Source organism: Metapseudomonas resinovorans (assembly GCF_002003485.1).
Classification (GTDB): domain Bacteria; phylum Pseudomonadota; class Gammaproteobacteria; order Pseudomonadales; family Pseudomonadaceae; genus Metapseudomonas; species Metapseudomonas resinovorans_D.
The window spans coordinates 67214-85512 of record NZ_BDMA01000092.1 but is presented as its reverse complement, the minus strand read 5'-3'; the positions used below and the strand labels follow the sequence as shown (position 1 = coordinate 85512).

Genomic DNA, 18299 nt, shown 5'->3' with positions numbered 1-18299 from the left:
ACGGCGCTGGTGCCAGCGGTGAAAGTACCGGGCACGCCATTGATGCTGAAGGTCGCGACGGTCAGGGTGTTATCCACATCGCTGTCGTTGCTCAGCACATTGCCGGTGGCCGGGTTGTCCTCGGCCACGGAATTGCTGTCGGCAATCATCACGGAGGCATCGTCGACCGGCGATACGTTGCCGAAGCTCAGTTCGGCGGTGTCGGTGGCGGTGCCGTCAGAGACGGTGTAGGTCGCGGTGGGCACCGGGCCGTTGTAGTTCAGTGCTGGGGTGAAGGTGAAGCTGCCGTTGGCATTGATCACCAGGGTACCGACGCCTGCGACGGTGGCGGTCTGCCCAGCCAGGTAAGTGGTGCCGCCCACTTCGAATTGAGTGACGGTCAGCGTGTCATTTTCGACGTCGCTGTCATTGGTCAGAACATTGCCGACCGCCGGGAGGTCTTCGATCACCGGGACCGGGCCGTCATTGCTGGCGCCAGGCGCGTCATTTTCCGGGGTGACAGTGATATCCAGCGTGGAGCTGCTGCCGGTGTTGGTGGTGTAGGTGACCTGCGGGATGTCACCGTTCCAGTTCTGCGCCGGAGCGAAGGTGTAATTACCGTTCGCCGCGATGGTCAGGGTGCCGACACCGGCGATCACTGCATTGGAACCCACCGTGAAGGTGCCAGGCACGCCACTGATGCTGAAACTGGTGACAGTGAGGCTGTTATCCACATCGCTGTCGTTACCCAGCACGTTACCGGTCGCCGGGTTGTCTTCGGTTACGGTGTTGGTATCGGCAGTAAGGATGGAGGCATCGTCGACCGGGATGACGTTGCCGAAGCTCAGCTCGGCGGTGTCGGTGGCGGTGCCGTCGGAGACGGTGTAAGTCGCGGTGGGCACCGGGCCGTTGTAGTTCGGGGCCGGCGTGAAGGTGAAGCTGCCGTTGGTGTTGATCACCAGGGTACCGACGCCTGCGACGGTGGCGGTCTGGCCAGCCAGGTACGTGCTGCCACCCACCTCGAACTGGGTGACGGTCAGGGTGTTGTTATCGACGTCGCTGTCATTGGTCAGCACGTTGCCAACCGCGGCGATGTCCTCAATCACCGGAACCGGACCGTCGTTGACCGCCAGCGGCGCGTCATTTTCCGGGGTAACGGTGATATCCAGCGTCGAGCTGCTGCCGGTAATGGTGATGTAGGTGACCTGCGGAACATCGCCGTTCCAGTTTTGCAACGGAGTAAAGGTGTAGTTGCCGTTGGCAGCGATGCTCAGCATGCCGACATCGGCGATCACTGCGCTGGAGCCAGCGATGAAGGTGCCAGGCACGCCACTGATGCTGAAGCTGGCGACGGTCAGGGTGTTATCCACATCGCTGTCGTTGCCCAGCACGTTGCCGGTCGCCGGGTTGTCCTCGGCGACGCTGTTGCTGTCGGCAACCAGAACCGACGCATCGTCCACCGGAGTGACATCGCCGAAGCTCAACTCGGCAGTGTCGGTGGCGGTGCCATCGCTGACGGTGTAGGTCGCGGTGGGCACCGGGCCGGTGTAGTTCGGGGCCGGCGTGAAGGTGTAGGAACCATTGGCATTGATGACCAGGGAGCCGACGCCCGCGAGGGTCGCGGTCTGGCCAGCCAGGTAATTGTTCCCGCCGAAGCTGAAGTCGGTAACGGTCAAGGCATCGCCATCGGCGTCATTGTCATTGGTCAGGACATTGCCGCTGGCCGGGGTGTCTTCGGTCACTGCATCCGGGCCGTCATCGCTGGCGATCGGTGCGTCGTTCGCCGGGCCGACACTGCCGAAGCTCAGCTCACCGGTATCGGTGGCAGTGCCGTCGGTGACGGTATAGGTCGCGGTGGGTACCGGGCCGTTGTAGTTCGGTGCCGGGGTGAAGGTGAAGCTGCCGTCGCTGTTGATCACCAGGGTGCCGACGCCGCTCAGGGTGGCGGTCTGGCCGGCGGAGTAGGTGGTCCCGCCTACGGAGAACTGGGTGACGGTGAGGGAATCGCCTTCTACGTCGCTGTCGTTGGTCAGGACGTTGCCGGTGGCCGGGGTGTCCTCGGTTACCGGGACCGGGCCATCGTTGGCCGCGGCCGGCGCATCGTTCACCGGGGTGACGCTGATGCTCAGCGTCGAGCTGCTGCCGGTATTGGTGGTGTAGGTGACCTGCGGAAGCGCACCATTCCAGTTGGCTTCCGGGGTGAAGGTGTAGGTGCCGTTGGCGTTGATGACCAGGCTACCGATGCCATTGAGCGCGGCGGTCTGGCCGGCAGTGAAGTTGCCGTTGATGCCGGCCACGCTGAAGCTGGCGACGGCAAGCGCGTCGTCCACGTCGCCGTCGTTTGCCAGCACGTTGCCGGTGGCCGAACTGTCTTCGGCCACGCTGTTGCTGTCGGCGGCCAGGACGGACGCGTCGTCCACCGGCGTTACATCAGCGAAGTTCAGCTCGGCGGTGTCAGTGGTGGTGCCGTCACTGACGGTGTAGGTCGCGGTCGGCACCGGGCCGTTGTAGTTCGGGGCCGGGGTGAAGTTGAAGCTGCCGTTGGCGTTGATGACCAGGGTGCCGACGCCGGAAAGGGTGGCGGTCTGGCCAGCCGTATAGGTGGTTCCGTCTACGGTGAACTGGGTGACAGTCAGGCTATCGCCGTCGGCGTCGCCGTCGTTGGTCAGCACGTTGCCGCTGGCCGGAGTGTCCTCGGCGACGGCAGTTGGGCCATCGTTGGCTGCGACGGGGGCGTCGTTCACCGGATTCACGCCAATGGTGACGACGATGGTATCGGTGCCGCCTTTGCCGTCATCGACGATCACCGTGAAGTTGTCGGTGCCGTTGAAGTTCGGGTTGGGCGTGTAGGTGTAGGAGCCATCCGGGTTGATCACCACAGTGCCGTTACGCGGGCCGTCGCCGGGCGAGTAGGTGAGCGGGTCGCCCTCGGGATCGGTGGCGCCCAGCTGCCCGTTCACCGGGGTGTCTTCGTCGGTGGTGAGGCTGGCGTCCTGGGCTTGCGGAGCACCATTGGGGACATCCGGTCCCGGCAGGGTTTCATCCGGCAGTCCGCTATCGGGCTCATCGGCCGGGGCTGCATCCACGGTGGGTGTGGCGTCGTCTTCTACCAGCACTTCGGTCGCGAGCGGCTCGATTCCGGTGGTGAAGCCAATGGTGGGGTCGACGCGATCACCCGTCGCATCCAGCATCACGAAGCTGTGGCCGCCACCAGCGGCACCGCCACCCGCACCACCCGCACCACCCGCGCTTGGGCCGGCCGCGGTAGCTTCGAGTTCCTTGGTCGGGTCGACGCCCGCCTCAATGGCCTTTTGCAACTGGGCGACGTCATCGGCAGGCGTTTGCGGAGCGGTTTGCGCAGCCTGGGCCTCAATGCTGGCGACTGCGTCGGTCTCGCTCCACTGCGCGTCACGACCCAGATCGACGGTACGACCGTCGGTGAGCTCGAGCGTCACCATCCCCTCGAGGCCCGTCTGCAACTGGTCGCCCTTGAACAGGCGGTCACCCTCCACGAGCAGGCGCTGGAACCCTTCCGGGGACATTGCGAAGACCTGGCCAACAATGCTTTTGACGATCGCAATAACACTGCTCATGGGGTGACTCTCCTGAATTGGATCTGGCTTGTCGTCACTGGGGTCGATTTAGGAGGACTTCGCGCAGGACTGACATTCCCTATCTATAGTTTGTTACATGGCGAAACGGTGGCGCCAATATATTGGCTTATTACAATTGGCTATTGGTTATATGCCAAAGTATTGACCAATTGGCTTCCATCCTAAACAATCGATTTCATGCTGTCACTTTGATATTTATGTGTTCGTCCACCGGATTCGAGTGTGACTCCGTTCACGAAATCCGAGCCTTGACGGGCAGCAAGCGCCAGTGAAGTTTCCGGACCTCCAATTCAACGAAAAGGATGCCAAGAATATGCGTCTGCGACTCTCCGCCGTTCTCCCTTTCGCCCTGGCTGCAAGCCTTCCCGTGCAAGCCCAGAGCCTCTCCGAGGCGATGCAGCGAGCCATGGACGTTCATCCGGAAATCCAGGCGGGCGTTAATAGCCGTCTTTCTGCCGACAAGCAGCTGAGGGCAGCCAAGGGCGGCTACCTACCGTCCGTCGACCTGCTGGGCGGTTATGGTCGCGAAGGCACCGACAACACCACCACTCGCGCCACCGGCAACGACCACTGGAAAACCATGACCCGTGGCGAGTCCAGCCTGCGGCTGCAGCAGATGGTGTTTGACGGTTTTGCCACGCAGAACGAAGTCGGCCGCCAGCAGGCCACCGTGAACTCCCGTGCCTACTCGCTGCTGGGGACTTCTGAGCGCACCGCGCTGGACGTGGCCCAGGTCTATTTAGATGTGCTGCGCCGCGAGGAAATGGTGCGCCTGGCCCAGGCCAACTTGCGCAGCCACGAGCGCATCTTCGATCAGATCAGCCTGCGCAGTGAGCGCGGGGTAGGGCGTCTGGCTGACCAGGACCAGGCTGAAGCGCGTCTGGCCCAGGCCCGCAACAACCTGATCACCGAGCAGACCAACCTCAACGACGCCCGCACCAACTACTACAGCGTCGTGGGCATGGACCCGGTGGATCTGAGCGAGCCGTCCGGTCTGCCGGGGCAACTGCCGGAATCCCTCGAGGGAGCCCGCCAGACCCTGCTGTCCAACAGTCCGATCCTGCGTTCCGCCGAATCCGATGTCGCCGCCGCCGAGAAACAGTACGACGCCGCGAAGTCCTTCTTCTACCCGCGCTTCGATGCCGAATTGTCCCGTGGAGCGGACAATGACATCGACGGTGAAAACGGCCACGTCAACGATTGGCAGGCAATGTTGCGCATGCGTTACAACCTGTTCGCCGGGGGCAGCAACAAGGCGGACCTGGAATCCAAGGCCTACCAGATCAACGAAGCGCTGGATATCCGCAACAACGCCCTGCGCGTGTTGAACGAAGAACTGGGCCTGTCCTGGAACGCTCTGGGCAATGCCCGCGAACAGCTGCCGATCGCCCAGCAATACGTCGACTACAGCACCCGCGTGCGTGAGTCCTACCAGCAGCAATTCAGCATTGGCGAACGTACCCTGCTCGACCTCCTGGACAGCGAGAACGAGCTGTTCACCGCCTCACGTCGCCTGGTGGACCTGCGCTACACCGAGCTGTTTACTCAGTACCGCATCAAGGCGACCATAGGCGAGTTGCTGAAGAGCCAGGGAGTGGTGGCACCGATGGCGACGGTCGTGCAGACCGAGCTCAAGCCAGAAGCAACTCTCCCCGGCCTCAACTAGGTACCTGATTCGGATCCGCGCGTCGCAGCAGGAAGTCCCCTCCTCCGGCCTGGGACCTGAATACCCGAAGAACCCAGAGCAGAGAATCCAGGCGTGGATCCAGAAGTCAGTCGCGCACACATCAATACCGATCCCCGCGGGCAGCATGACGATCCGTTGCTCGACTCGCTGCTATCCCTTTGTGTCCTGCATCGAAAGCCTGCCAATCGGGCGATGCTCACCAGCGGCCTGCCGCTGCCCAAACAACGCCTGACTGCCGAACTGCTGCCCCGTGCCGCCGCCCGAGTAGGCCTGCAGGGCCGCTTGCTGCAGCGTCGCCTGGAGCAGATCCCGAAGATCGCCATGCCGGCCTTGCTGCTGCTCAAGGAAGGCCGTTGCGCGGTGATGCTCGGCTGGGACGACGACGGCAGTGCGCGCCTGCTGCTCAGCGAGAGCGATGGCGGTGAGGTGAAGGTCACCCGCGATTTGCTGCAGGAGGACTACAGCGGCCATGTGTTCTTCGCCCAGCCCCAGCACAAGTACGACCTCAACCAGGGCAGCCTGATCCCGCGCACCAAATCCTGGTTCCGCGACACCCTCAAGCGCTCCCGCTGGCTCTACACCGATGCGGTTGCTGCCAGCCTGCTGATCAACCTGATTGGCCTGGGCGCTCCGCTTTTCGTGATGAACGTCTATGACCGCGTGGTACCCAATCAGGCCGTCGCCACCCTCTGGGTGCTGGCCGTCGGCATCGGCGGTGCCTACGTGTTCGACCTGCTGCTCAAGACCATGCGCGGCCTGTGTCTGGACCTGGCCGGCAAGAAGACCGACCTGATCATTTCCGCGACGCTGTTCGAGCGCATCGTCGGCATGGCGATGAAATACCGTCCGGCGCGGGTCGGCAGCTTCGCCCAGAACATCCACGAATTCCAGACGCTGCGGGACTTCCTCGCCTCGCTGACGTTGACCAGTGTCATCGACCTGCCGTTCACCTTGTTGATCCTGCTGGTGATCGGCCTGCTCGGCGGCCACCTGGTGTGGGTGCCGATCCTGGCGTTCCCGCTCGCCATGGGCATCAGTTGGCTGTTGCAGAAGCCGTTGGTGGCGACCATGGATCGCACCATGGCACTGGCCGCCGAGCGCCAGTCGAGCCTGATCGAAACTCTCGCCGGCCTCGATGCGGTGAAGGTCAACAATGCCGAGAGCGATCGCCAGTACCTCTGGGAGCAGACCATCGGCACCCTGGGCCGTCTCGAGCTGCGGGTGAAGATGCTTTCCAGCCTGGCAATGAACCTGACGCTGATGATCCAGCAACTGGCGGGCGTGGTGATGATCGTCGCCGGCGTCTACCTGATCATGGCCGGCGACCTCAGCATGGGCGGCCTGATCGCCTGCTACATGCTGAATGGCCGTGCCCTCGGTCCGCTGACCCAGCTCTCCGGGCTGCTGACCCGCTACCAGCAGGCGCGCCTGACCATGAAGTCGGTGGATCAGATGATGGACCTGCCCCAGGAGCGCCAGGAAAGCGAACAGCCGCTGGTACGGTCCAAATTGCAGGGCAGCCTTGAGCTGCGCCAGATCAACTTCACCTACCCGCACCAGCAGACGCTCGCTCTCAGTGAAGTGAACCTGGTCATCCGTCCGGGCGAGAAGATCGGCATCATTGGTCGCAGTGGCTCGGGCAAGAGCTCCCTGGCCAAGCTGATCGTCGGCCTCTACCAGGCAGATTCGGGCAGCCTGCTGGTGGACGGTACCGACATCCGCCAGCTGGACGTCAGCGAGCTGCGCCACAACGTCGGCTATGTGCCCCAGGACATCCAGCTGTTCAGCGGCACCCTGCGTGACAACCTCATGTCCGGCGCCCGCTATGTGGAAGACGAACTGGTATTGCAGGCGGCCGAGTTGTCCGGCGTGCACGAGTTCGCCCGGATGCACCCGCAGGGCTATGAGCTGCAGGTCGGCGAGCGGGGCCAGAACCTCTCCGGAGGCCAGCGGCAGAACGTCGCCCTGGCCCGCGCGCTGTTGCTGGACCCACCCATCCTGCTGCTCGACGAACCGACCAGCTCCATGGACAACCCTGGCGAAGAACGCCTCAAGGAACGCCTCTCCGCGGTAATCGCCAACAAGACCCTGCTGCTGGTCACGCACCGTGCCTCGATGCTCTCGCTGGTGGACCGCCTGCTGATCATCGACCGTGGCCGGGTCATCGCCGATGGTCCGAAGGAAGCGGTCATGGAAGCACTGAAGAAGGGGCAGATCAGTGTCGCATAAGGGTTTCGGCGCACTGCGCCAGTACTTCAAAGGCGGGGATTCGCTGTCCGATCAGCCGCTGCCGGAGGTCAACAAGGCCCTGGTGGAGGACGCGCCGCGCGTGGTGCGCCTGACCATCTGGACGCTCATTGGCTTCACTCTGTTCTTGCTGCTCTGGGCGCACTTCGCGCAGGTGGACGAGGTCACCCGTGGCGAAGGCAAGGCGATTCCATCGTCCAAGCTGCAGAAGGTGCAGAACCTGGAAGGCGGCATCGTTTCCGAGCTGTTCATCCGCGAAGGCCAGGTGGTGGAAGTCGGTGACCCACTGCTGCGCCTGGACCCTACACGCTTCGAGTCCAACGTGGGTGAAACCGAAGCCGACCGCACTGCGATGCAACTGCGGGTGGAACGCCTGAGTGCCGAGGTGGATGACCGTCCGCTGCAGATTTCCGAAGAGCTGCGCAAGCTCGCGCCCGAGCAGGCGAACAGCGAAGACGCCCTCTACCGCAGTCGCCAGCAGCAGTTGCAGGAAGAGGTGGCTGGCCTCGAAGAGCAACTGGTGCAGCGCCGCCAGGAGTTGCAGGAGTTCATCTCCAAGCAAGGCCAGTACCGCAACAGCCTGCAGCTCCTGCGGCAGGAAATTTCCATTTCCGAACCACTGGTGGCCCAGGGGGCGATCTCCAAGGTAGAAGTCCTGCGTCTGCGCCGCGCCGAAGTCGAGAACCGCGGCGAACTGGAAGCCACCAGCCTGGCCATTCCCCGCGCGGAGTCGGCGATCAAGGAAGCCGAGCGCAAGATCGCGGAAACCCGTTCGCGCTTCCGTAGCGAGGCGCTGGCCCAGCTCAACGAGGCGCGCACCGAGCTGAACAAGGCCAACGCCACCGGCAAGGCCCTGGAGGACCGCGTCAAGCGCACCCTGGTCACTTCGCCGGTGCGGGGCATCGTCAAGCAGTTGTTGGTCAACACCATCGGCGGCGTGATCCAGCCGGGCAGCGACCTGGTGGAAATCGTGCCGCTGGACGACACGTTGCTGGTTGAAGCGCGTATCCGCCCGCAGGACATTGCCTTCCTGCACCCCGGTCAGAACGCCATGGTCAAGTTCACCGCCTATGACTTCACCATCTACGGCGGGTTGACCGCGGACCTCGAACAGATCGGTGCGGACACCATCACCGACGATGAAGGCAACAGCTTCTACCTGATCAAGCTGCGGACCAAGAAGAGCCACCTGGGAAGCGACCAGAACCCGTTGCTGATCATCCCCGGCATGGTGGCCTCGGTGGACATCATGACTGGCAAGAAGAGCATCCTGAGCTACCTGCTCAAGCCCATCATCAAGGCCCGTGCCGAGGCGCTGCGGGAGCGCTGAGCCGGCCCCTTTTGTTCGGACTGGATCGTAGGGTGCGCCGTGCGCACCGATTCCGGGATCGGCCTCGGCACCACGTCAAACCGCCGGTGCGCACGGCGCACCCTACCGGATCTTGCGTCGCAGGCAGCGCCGATGACTCATGACCACGCCCTCAGGACGTGGTTTCCCAAGTTCAAATGAATGGAAGCGCGGGTTATTCCACGAACAGCTTCTGCACCACCGAGAAGTCTTTCTTGCCCTTGCCCTGCTTGAGCAGCAACCGATAGATCTGCAACGCCAGGGCGCCCATTGGCGTGCTGGAAAGACTGCTCTGTGCGGTTTCCTGGGCCAGGCCAAGGTCCTTGGTCATCAGTTCAGCCATGAATCCGCCGTCGTAGTCCTTGCTCGCCGGTGCGTTGGGCATCACCCCCGGCCAGGGGTTGTAGCGTTCCAGCACCCAGTTGCCGCCCGAACTCTGGCGCATGATCTCGGCCAGAACCGCCGGGTCCAGGCCGTTCGCCACGCCAAGGGCCATGGACTCCGCAGTGCCGATCATCTGCACCGCCAGCAACTGGTTATTGCAGACCTTGGCCACCTGGCCGGCGCCGTCGGGACCCGCGTGGAAAATGTTCTTGCCCATGGCCTCGAAGACCGGCCGCGCCTTTTCCAGTGTTGCCGCCTCGCCGCCCACCATGAACGTCAGGGTCCCGGCCGCAGCGCCTGCAGTTCCGCCTGACACGGGAGCGTCCAGCAGCTCGATGCCCTTCGCCTTGGCGGCAGCGTGCACCTTGCGCGCGGAGTCCGGGGCGATGGTCGAGCATTCCAGCACCACGCTGCCGGCTGGAATGGATTCGAGCAACCCGTCGCTACCCAGCAACAGGCCTTCCACATGCTTGCTCGCTGGCAGCATGGTGATGACGACCTCGGCCCCGCTGACGGCATCGCGAGCGTCCCGGGCCGACTTGGCGCCCTCGGCTGCCAGCTCGTCGACGGCAGCCTGAACCAGGTCATAAACCTTGAGTTCATGGCCGGCCTTGAGCAGGTTGCGGGCCATGGGCAGGCCCATGTGGCCCAGTCCGATAAAGGCGATCTTGCTCATCGTGCTTCTCCTTGGCCCGGCGCGGTGGCGGCGGGCGAGTTGTCAGAGATCGTCCAGCGGGTGCCGGCCTTCCCACACCGGCTCGAAATGGGCCTCGATCACAGCACGGGGAATGGCCGCCACATCCGGCCAGTGCCAGCGCGGGGCGTTGTCCTTGTCGATCAGCCGCGCACGCACGCCCTCGGGAAACTCCGGATGGCGGCAGCAGTTCAGGCTCATGGCGTATTCCATGCGGAAGACTTCAGCCAGCGACAGGTGCTTCGCGCGGCGAATCTGTTCCCACACCAGGTGCGCAGTGAGCGGGCAGCCGCCAACCAGGGTCTTGGCGGCGCGTGCCAGGGGCACGTCGCTGTCGTGCTGCAGGGCGGCAATGGCCTTCCAGGCGGCCGCCACGTCGGGCACATCCAGCAGCTCGTCGATACGCTGGCGTCGTGGTAGCCATTGGGATTCCGGCAGTTGGCCGCGGGCTTCGTGCTCCAGTGCCTTGAACAGGCTGTTGAGCTGGGCTTCGGGGTGATCGCGCCAATTCAGCTGGACCAGGCCTGCGACCAGGGCATCCTGCTGATCCTCCAGCAGGAAGCGGTCGGCCAGATCGAGGTCCAGGGCATCGTGGGCGTTGATGGTTGCGGCGCCGAGACCGAGGAACAGGCCGAGCTTGCCCGGCAGGCGGGCGAGGAACCAGCTTCCGCCCACGTCCGGGTAGAGGCCGATGTTGATTTCGGGCATGCCCAGGCGACTGGAGGGCGTGACGATGCGGATAGACGCGCCTTGCATCAGCCCCATGCCGCCACCCAGCACATGGCCGTGGGCCCAGCAGATCAGCGGTTTGGGAAAGGTGTGGATGCGGTGGTCGAGGCGGTACTCATCAGCGAAGAAGCGGCCCGCCAGAGGCGGCACCACGCCGGGATGCTCGCGACACGCGTCCACCAGCTTGCGGACATCCCCACCGGCGCAGAACGCCTTGGGGCCGTTGCCGCGCAGCAGCACACAGACGATTTCCGGGTCATCGGCCCAGGCGCGCAGTTTGGCGTCCAGGGCCTCGATCATCGGCAGGGAAAGGGCGTTGAGGCTGGTCTCGGCATCCAGGCTGGCGATGCCGATGCGCGCGCCGTGATGGCCGCTGCGTTCTTCGAAACTCACATTCATGATCGTTCTCGTCGGGCTCGAGGTCATTTGTTGCGCCAGTGTGGGTCGCGCTTTTCCAGGAAGGCGTTGACGCCTTCGCGGGTGTCCTCGGCGTCGAACAGGTCGACGAAGCGTTCGCGCTCTTCCGACAACCAGCTGTTCGGCCCACGCTCCCGGGCCCCCTGGATCAGCGGCTTGATGGTGCGTACCGCCACCGGGCTCTGCCGCGCCACCTTGGCGGCCAGCAGCAGAGCGGTCCCACGGGCTTCGCCGCTATCCACCACCTGTTCCACCAGACCGATGCGCAGGGCGGTTTCCGCATCCACGCGCTCGCCGCAGAGGATCATGCGCTTGGCCCAGCCTTCACCCACCATCCAGGAAAGTGCCTGGGTGCCGCCCGCGCAGGGCAGCAGGCCAACCGCCGCTTCCGGCAAGGCCATCTGTGCCTGGCGTTCGGCGATACGGATATCGCAGGCCAGGGCGCATTCCAGGCCACCGCCCATGGCGTAGCCGTTGATCGCGGCGATGGACACGCCACGGAAATCTCGCAGGGCTTCGAACGCCTCGCCGAAGCGGCGGGCCATTTCGCGGGCGCGTGCCTTGTCGCCATCGGCGAAGAGGTTGAGGTCCGCCCCCGCACTGAAGAACTTCGGCCCCTGGCCGGTCACCACCAGCGCGTAGATCTGGTCGTCGTGGTTGAGGTGCGTGATCAGCTGCTTGAGGCCGATCAGCGACTCACGGTCCCAGGTATTCGCGGGCGGGTGATTGATGGTGATCAGCGCGGTGTGGCCGTGCTTTTCCACCGTCAGCTTGTGGGTGAGGTCGAAAATTCCGGGCTGGTAGGGTTCAACGGCGGTAGACATGTGCATCTCCTTACAGCAGGCGGTCGATGGCTCCGCCTTGTTCCAGTAAACGGCGCGCCACGATGACGCGCATGATCTCGTTGGTGCCTTCGAGGATCTGGTGCACCCGGGTATCCCGTACCCAGCGCTCCAGAGGATAGTCGTTCAGGTAACCGTAGCCGCCATGCAGTTGCAGGGCCTCGTTGCACAGCTCGAAGCACTGGTCGGTGGCAAAGCGCTTGGCCATCGCGCAGTAGAGGCTGGCCTCGGCATGGCGATGGTCCAGGCGGTGAGCGGCCAGGCGCACCATCTGCCGGCTGGCCGTGAGCGCGGTGAGCATGTCGGCGAGCTTGAACTGCAGGGCCTGGAAGTCGGCCAGCGGCTTGCCGAATTGTTTGCGTTCCTCGACATAGCGCAGGCTCTGCTCCAGGGCCGCCTGGGCGGCGCCGAGGGAGCAGCTGGCAATGTTCAGCCGGCCACCGTCCAGACCCTTCATGGCATAGACGAAGCCCTGGCCTTCCGGGCCGATACGGTTCGCGAGGGGAATGCGCACGCCTTCGAAGGTGATCGTGCGGGTGGGCTGGGCGCGCCAGCCCATCTTGTCTTCATTGCGGCCATAGCGGATGCCTTCGGCATCGGCCGGTACCAGGAAGCAGGAAATACCTTTGGCGCCCTCTTGGCCGGTACGCGCCATGACGATCAGGACCTGCGTGCTGCCCGCGCCGGAAATGAAGCACTTGCTGCCGTCCAGCACATAGTGGTCGCCATCGCGGCGAGCGCGGGTGCGCAGGTGGGCGGCATCGGAGCCTGCATCCGGCTCCGTCAGGCAGTACGAGGCGAGCAGTTCGCCGCTGATCAGTCCGGGCAGCCAACGCGCTTTCAGCGCGGCATCGCCGAATGACGCGAGCATCCAGGCGGCCATGTTGTGAATGGTGAGATAGGCAGTGGTCGCCACGCAGCCTGCGGCGAGCTGTTCGAAGATCAGCGCGGCGCTCAGTCGGGAAAGGCCCAGGCCGCCATCCTCTTCGGCGATGTAGAGCGCCAGGAAGCCCTGTTCCGCAGCGCGACGTATCACCTCCAGCGGGAAGTGGTGGTTGCGGTCCCAGTCTGCGGCAAAGGGCGCCAGTTCATGGCTGGCGAAGGCGCGGGCGCTGTCCACCAGCAAGCGTTGTTCTTCGGTGAGGTCGAAATCCATAGGTCGTCTGCCTTCTCGGTCCCGTGGCGCTGCTGGGCGACTCGTCGCTACTTCAGATGGATGGTCATGTTCGGGCCGGTGACCGGGCTGTCATCGAACCAACGGGAGGTGACGGTCTTGGTCTCGGTGTAGAAGCGAACCGCCTGTTTGCCATAGGCATGCAGGTCGCCATAGAAGGAGCCTTTCCAGCCGGTGAAGGAGAAGAACGGCAGGGGCACAGGGATGGGGACGTTGATCCCGACCTGGCCCACTTCCACCGCATGCTGGAAGTGCCGGGCGGCGCCGCCGGAGCGGGTGAACAGGCTGGTGCCGTTGCCATAGGGATTGGCATTCACCAGGGTGATGGCGTCTTCCAGGGTGTCCACTTCCATGCACACCAGCACCGGGCCGAAGATCTCCTCGCGGTACAGGCCCATCTTCGCAGTTACGCCACGGAAGAGAGTGGGGCCAAGCCAATTGCCGTTCGGATAGCCGGGCACCTCGCACTGCGAACCGTCCAGCAGGCATTGCGCACCTTCCGCCTTACCTTCGGCAATCAGGCGCAGGACGCGTTGGCGAGCCTGCTGGCTGATCAAGGGGCCGAAGGCCGAATGGGCGTCTTTCCAGTGACCTGGACGCAGTTCGGCCATTTGCGCGGCCAGGTCCGGAATCCACTCACGCGCCTCGCCAACGAAGATGGCCACGCTGATGGCCATGCAGCGCTGACCGGCAGCACCGCAGCTCGCGCCCACCAGGTTGCTCAGCACCTGGTCCTTGTGGGCATCGGGCAGCACCACCATATGGTTCTTCGCGCCGGCGAAGGCCTGCACACGCTTCAGATGGGCCGTGCCGGTGCGGTAGATGTGCTGGCCCACCGGGACTGAGCCGACGAAGGAAATGGCGCGCACATCGGGATGGGTGAGCAGGGCGTCCACCTGTTCGCGGCCGCCGTGGAGCACTTGCAGCACGCCTTTCGGGGCGCCGGCTTCGAGGAACAGTTCGGCGAGGCGGTTGGGCGTCAGCGGGTCCTGCTCCGAGGGCTTGAGGACGAAGGTATTGCCGCAGGCGATGGCCAGCGGAAACATCCACAGCGGGATCATCGCCGGGAAGTTGAAGGGAGTGATTCCGACGCACACGCCCAGGGGTTGTACCCAACTGGCCGTGTCGATTTCACGGGCGACGTTCTCTACCGTCTCGCCCATCATCAGGCTGGCCACGTTGGCGGCGTGCTCGGCCACCTCGATGCCCCGCCAGACATCGCCCTTGGCATCGGCGAAGGTCTTGCCGGTTTCGCTGGCCAGCAGTTCGGCGAGTTCGTCGTGATGCTCCTTGAGCAACTGCTGGTAGCGCAGCATCAGTCGGGCGCGCTCCGGGACCGGCACTTCACGCCAGGTAAGGAAGGCCTGCTTGGCACTGGCGACGGCGGCTTCGATTTCCTCCGTCGTGGCTTTGGGCGCCAGGGCGAGGACTTCCTGGGTCGTCGGGTCGGTGATTTCGATCAGCTCGCGGGCACGGCTGTCGCGCCACTCACCGTCGATCAACTGCGGAATTGTCCGGGGCATCTGGTCCTCCACCCGTGAGACGGGACCTTGTTATTTCTTGCCTTATAGCGGCCGCCGATCCGGATGTGGATTGACGATCTTGGCTGCGGGATGGACGATCTTGGCATTGCAGGCCACTACAAGGACCCACATGAGCCGCTCCGTCGAGACCTCCAACTGGCCTTTGCCGGCCAATGGCGTGCGCTTCACCACGCCACCGCGCCTGCGTCGCCTGCTGGCCCGCCACCCGCTGACTTCTGCCTGTTATCCGCTGGCCCTGGGCTACTACCCGGAGGCGCTGGGGCACCGCATGGAACGGCATCAGCCCGAGGACAACCTGTTGATCTACTGTCGGTCAGGACAGGGCTGGTTGGACAGTGGGGATGGACGATTCGAGGTGGGCGGTGGCGACCTGCTGCTGTTGCCCAAGGGGCAGGTCCATGCCTATGGCGCGGATGCGCAACGGCCGTGGAGCATCTACTGGGTGCATTTCGAAGGCGAGCTGGTGGAGGACTACCTGCGCCCGCTGGGGAAATCAGCATTGCGCCGGATCGGCGTGCAGCCCCGGTTGCTGGCGGATTTCGATGCCTTGCTGGGGCTGCGCAAGCAGGGCCTGAACCTGCCGCACTTCATCCATGCCGCGCATCAGTTGCAGACCCTGCTGACGTCCCTCGCGGTATTGCCGGTGCGGGGGTACCTGAAGTCAGGCCGGGTACTGGACGTGGACGCGGTACAGGCAGTGATGCGCGCCCATTTGCACGACAGCCTCAACCTCGATCAGTTGGCGGCGCAGTTCAAGCTGTCGCGCTTCCACTTCGCCAAGACCTACCGCGCCCTGACCGGCCATGCGCCGATCCAGGATTTCATCCAGCTGAAGATGGCCCACGCCTGCCGCCTGCTCGATGAGGGGGACCGCGGCGTGAAGCAGATCGCCGAGCAACTGGGCTACGAGGACGTCTATTACTTCTCGCGGCTGTTCCGCAAGGTGGTGGGCATGGCGCCCAGTCATTACCGGGTGTTGCATCAGGGCTGAGCCGCATGGATTCCTGTAGGGGCGATTTCAATCGCCAAGCGAACCACAGGTTCGCCCTTGGGGTTCCCATGGGGGCAGCTACGCTGCCCTTGGCGAATGAATTCGCCCCTACAGGGGGGTGAGCATCAATCCGCCTCAGGCGGCCTGCCGCCCAACAGCTTGAGCCACAGCGCGACCACTTCGGCCAGTTCGGCACGGAGCACCTGGGGCGTCGGCAGTTCCATGCGCTGGTAGGCCGGTAGCCGTGCCAGGCGGTCATCGTTGCGGGGTTCTTCCAGCAGCTGGCTGGCGACCTGCACCACGTCGGCGAGGTCAACTGCTCCCTTGTGCTGGCGGCACCAGTCGCGGCGCAGGCGTGCACAGTCCTGCAGGTTGGTCGGCAATTTCCAGGCACTGAGCAACAGCACGCCGACTTCGGCGGAGAGCTGTTCGCAGAGCCGTTGCACGTCGACTTCCAGGCGTGACACCTGTGGCCATTGGTGCAGCTCCCGGAGAAGCGGCAGGCTGCCGATGTCCTGAAGCAGGCCTGCCAGCAGCGCGTCTTCTTCCTCCAGGTGGGGCAGGTGTTGGGCCAGGCCGGCGCTCACGGCGGCGCGTTGCAGGCTGAGGTGCCAGCGCTTGTTGAAGACTTTGCGCAGGCTGGGTTCGTCGCCTTCGAACAACTGGTGCAGCTCGAACGCCAGCACCAGGTTGACCAGGCGCTTGCTATCCAGTTGCCTGATCACGTCCAGCAGCCGCGCACCGGGCTGGATGTGGCCCAGCAGGGGGAGGGCCGCGAACTCCAGCAATCGTTCGACCAGGTTGGGGAAGTTCTCCAACAGGGCACTGGCCTGCTCGTGGGAGGGGGCGTCACTCGTCAGCAATTGGCGCAGGCGCAGGGAGGCCTCAGGCATCGGCGGCAGCGCGCCGGCGTCCTTGAGAAAGCGCTCGTAGAGCGCGAGTTTCACCGTGTCGTGACGATTATCCATGTGGGCTTGCTCCAGACATCCTTGATTGACAAGGGTAGTGGGCATTTCTTAGGGTGCCCGACCATCGGGCGGGAAGCGCCCCGGCAACCGCCACGGAACAGATAGAGCGATGACTGAAAGCGACGACCGGATCAGGCTCGAAGAGAGCTGGAAAGAAGCCCTGCGGGATGAGTTTGAAAAGCCCTACATGAAGGCCCTGGGAGACTTCCTGCGCCAGGAAAAGAACGCCGGCAAGGTGATCTTCCCGCCCGGACCTTTGATCTTCAATGCCCTGAACTCCACTCCGCTGGAGCAGGTGAAGGTGGTCGTCATCGGCCAGGACCCTTACCACGGGCCGGGTCAGGCGCATGGTCTGTGCTTCTCGGTTCAGCCGGGCGTGCCGACTCCGCCGTCCTTGCAGAACATCTACAAGGAACTCAAGCGCGACCTGAATATCGAGATTCCTTCCCACGGCTACCTGCAGTCCTGGGCGGAGCAGGGTGTGTTGCTGCTCAATACCTCCCTCACCGTCGAGCAGGCTCGGGCCGGTTCCCACGCGGCTGCCGGCTGGCAGCCCTTCACCGACAAGGTCATCGAAGTCGTGAGCCAGAGCCGTCCGCGTCTGGTGTTCCTGCTCTGGGGCTCCCACGCGCAGAGCAAGGAACGGCTGATCGACCCTACCAAGCACCTGATCCTGAAATCGGCGCATCCCTCGCCGCTGTCGGCCTATCGGGGCTTCCTCGGTAATGGCCACTTCAGCCGCTGCAACAAGTTCCTCGCCCAGCACGGCATGGACCCGATCAACTGGAGCCTGCCCGACCTCTGAGGTCGGGTTCAGTCGGGAAAGCACTCCAGCCCTTTGAGGTCGGTGACCATTTCGCCAATGTATTCGCGCAGCGCATTGCGCTGGCGCTCATCGGCGCTGTTGAACAGGTCTGTGAGCAACTGCGCAAGGGCGTTTTCCGCGGCCGGATAGGCCTTGCGGTACTCCGGCGTCCAGGCGTCTTCCGGCTCCTGCAATAAGGCAGTCATGCGCGCCGGGAAGTTCGAGGCGTGACGAACGTACAGGGCGTTGCGCACCTCCTTCTGCCAGTTCTCGCGGTTCTCCGCCCAGATGCGGTTGTAGTCGCCCTGGCCTCTGGCCCAGGTATCGATTCGCGCCAGCTGGCTCGCCCGCAATGGCCCCATCCATTCCTCGACGCGTTGGCGCATCCGCAGCGACCTGGCTGCCACCTGTGCCTTCAGGGGCGGCGCTACGTGCTCTTCGCGAAGTTCCGCATTGCGTTCGTCCATGGCGACATAGAGTTCGCCCATCTGCTTGGGCGAAAGGCCCTTCGCCAGGCCCAGCACCGTCGGGGTGACCTGCACGGAGATGTCGTGCACGGCATTGCGCACCTGCACGAACTGGCCGCGCAGGTCGGTGGCGGTTAGTTGCGGGCGCTGGCTGATCTGCTCGAGTTGTTCCAGCCAAGCCACGTACTCCGGCAGTTGCGTGCTGCAGTGCCAGGCGAGGTGCTTTTGCAGTCGTGGTGTCATCCAGGCTTCCTGGCTGTCATCGAGAGTGATGTATTTGCTGATCCACCACGGGATGACCAGGTCAAGATTGCGGTAGGCCAGGTCGAGGCGGCTGCAGGCGGCCAGCAGCAGGATGGCTGTGGCGAGCAGCGAATAGCGGAATGCAGCGATGCGTCCGGACATGAAA

At 64.1% G+C, this 18299-nt stretch carries 13 protein-coding genes; 5 read left to right on the top strand and 8 right to left on the bottom strand.

All coding sequences use genetic code 11. The annotated features are described in order from the left end of the window. The coding region (locus MnOB_RS28950; RefSeq protein WP_158713862.1) for a retention module-containing protein at positions 1-3572 on the bottom strand (3572 nt) is incomplete at its 3' end. Between the two features lie 334 nt (positions 3573-3906). On the opposite strand from MnOB_RS28950, the gene MnOB_RS26135 reads away from it, so the two are divergent. The 3 genes from MnOB_RS26135 to MnOB_RS26125 all read left to right on the top strand — a co-directional run bounded on the left by MnOB_RS26135 (position 3907) and on the right by MnOB_RS26125 (position 8857). After that, a complete protein-coding gene (locus tag MnOB_RS26135) occupies positions 3907-5259 on the top strand; it encodes a TolC family outer membrane protein (protein ID WP_077527450.1) in 1353 nt (450 codons plus the stop codon). A gap of 93 nt (positions 5260-5352) precedes the next feature. Next, positions 5353-7509 carry a type I secretion system permease/ATPase gene (locus MnOB_RS26130; protein WP_077527449.1) on the top strand — a complete coding sequence of 719 codons (2157 nt, stop codon included), beginning with the start codon at positions 5353-5355 and terminating at the stop codon, positions 7507-7509. Further along, entirely contained in the window at positions 7499-8857 is a 1359-nt protein-coding gene (locus MnOB_RS26125) for an HlyD family type I secretion periplasmic adaptor subunit (RefSeq protein WP_077527448.1), read from the top strand. The genes MnOB_RS26130 and MnOB_RS26125 overlap by 11 nt, the downstream gene beginning before the upstream one ends. A gap of 193 nt (positions 8858-9050) precedes the next feature. On the opposite strand, the gene mmsB is transcribed toward MnOB_RS26125, so the two are convergent. The 5 genes from mmsB to MnOB_RS26100 are packed head-to-tail and all read right to left on the bottom strand — an operon-like array spanning position 9051 to position 14638. Further along, the gene (gene mmsB, locus MnOB_RS26120) at positions 9051-9935 is read right to left on the bottom strand and encodes a 3-hydroxyisobutyrate dehydrogenase (protein ID WP_077527447.1); all 885 of its coding nucleotides are present in this window, start codon (positions 9933-9935) and stop codon (positions 9051-9053) included. A 42-nt stretch (positions 9936-9977) separates the two neighbouring features. Beyond that, positions 9978-11081 carry an enoyl-CoA hydratase/isomerase family protein gene (locus MnOB_RS26115; RefSeq protein WP_077527446.1) on the bottom strand — a complete coding sequence of 368 codons (1104 nt, stop codon included), beginning with the start codon at positions 11079-11081 and terminating at the stop codon, positions 9978-9980. Positions 11082-11104: 23 nt separating this feature from the next. Then, a complete protein-coding gene (locus tag MnOB_RS26110; RefSeq protein ID WP_077527445.1) occupies positions 11105-11923 on the bottom strand; it encodes an enoyl-CoA hydratase in 819 nt (272 codons plus the stop codon). A 10-nt stretch (positions 11924-11933) separates the two neighbouring features. Further along, complete coding sequence (locus MnOB_RS26105; RefSeq protein WP_077527444.1) at positions 11934-13097, bottom strand: isobutyryl-CoA dehydrogenase; 1164 nt, start codon at positions 13095-13097, stop codon at positions 11934-11936. A 47-nt stretch (positions 13098-13144) separates the two neighbouring features. Beyond that, positions 13145-14638, bottom strand: coding sequence for a CoA-acylating methylmalonate-semialdehyde dehydrogenase (locus MnOB_RS26100; protein ID WP_077527443.1), 1494 nt, complete (start codon positions 14636-14638; stop codon positions 13145-13147). Positions 14639-14768: 130 nt separating this feature from the next. Here MnOB_RS26100 and MnOB_RS26095 point away from each other — a divergent pair, with 130 nt between their 5' ends. Beyond that, positions 14769-15650, top strand: coding sequence for an AraC family transcriptional regulator (locus tag MnOB_RS26095; RefSeq protein WP_077527442.1), 882 nt, complete (start codon positions 14769-14771; stop codon positions 15648-15650). A 125-nt stretch (positions 15651-15775) separates the two neighbouring features. Here MnOB_RS26095 and MnOB_RS26090 read toward each other — a convergent pair whose 3' ends face one another. Continuing rightward, positions 15776-16618, bottom strand: a complete 843-nt coding sequence (locus MnOB_RS26090; protein WP_077527441.1) for an HDOD domain-containing protein — start codon at positions 16616-16618, stop codon at positions 15776-15778. A gap of 109 nt (positions 16619-16727) precedes the next feature. On the opposite strand from MnOB_RS26090, the gene ung reads away from it, so the two are divergent. Then, the gene (gene ung / locus MnOB_RS26085; protein WP_077527440.1) at positions 16728-17423 is read left to right on the top strand and encodes a uracil-DNA glycosylase; all 696 of its coding nucleotides are present in this window, start codon (positions 16728-16730) and stop codon (positions 17421-17423) included. Positions 17424-17431: 8 nt separating this feature from the next. On the opposite strand, the gene MnOB_RS26080 is transcribed toward ung, so the two are convergent. Further along, the gene (locus MnOB_RS26080) at positions 17432-18295 is read right to left on the bottom strand and encodes a DUF6279 family lipoprotein (protein WP_077527439.1); all 864 of its coding nucleotides are present in this window, start codon (positions 18293-18295) and stop codon (positions 17432-17434) included. Positions 18296-18299 lie beyond the last annotated feature (4 nt).

Bases quoted from the DNA above. Each gene is read 5' to 3' on its own strand.
- MnOB_RS26110 (WP_077527445.1), bottom strand. From the start codon at position 11,923: ATGTCTACCGCCGTTGAACCCTACCAGCCCGGAATTTTCGACCTCACC.
- MnOB_RS26100 (WP_077527443.1), bottom strand. From the start codon at position 14,638: ATGCCCCGGACAATTCCGCAGTTGATCGACGGTGAGTGGCGCGACAGC.
- ung (WP_077527440.1), top strand. From the start codon at position 16,728: ATGACTGAAAGCGACGACCGGATCAGGCTCGAAGAGAGCTGGAAAGAA.
- MnOB_RS26135 (WP_077527450.1), top strand. From the start codon at position 3,907: ATGCGTCTGCGACTCTCCGCCGTTCTCCCTTTCGCCCTGGCTGCAAGC.
- MnOB_RS26095 (WP_077527442.1), top strand. From the start codon at position 14,769: ATGAGCCGCTCCGTCGAGACCTCCAACTGGCCTTTGCCGGCCAATGGC.
- MnOB_RS26090 (WP_077527441.1), bottom strand. From the start codon at position 16,618: ATGGATAATCGTCACGACACGGTGAAACTCGCGCTCTACGAGCGCTTT.
- MnOB_RS26080 (WP_077527439.1), bottom strand. From the start codon at position 18,295: ATGTCCGGACGCATCGCTGCATTCCGCTATTCGCTGCTCGCCACAGCC.
- MnOB_RS26105 (WP_077527444.1), bottom strand. From the start codon at position 13,097: ATGGATTTCGACCTCACCGAAGAACAACGCTTGCTGGTGGACAGCGCC.
- mmsB (WP_077527447.1), bottom strand. From the start codon at position 9,935: ATGAGCAAGATCGCCTTTATCGGACTGGGCCACATGGGCCTGCCCATG.
- MnOB_RS26115 (WP_077527446.1), bottom strand. From the start codon at position 11,081: ATGAATGTGAGTTTCGAAGAACGCAGCGGCCATCACGGCGCGCGCATC.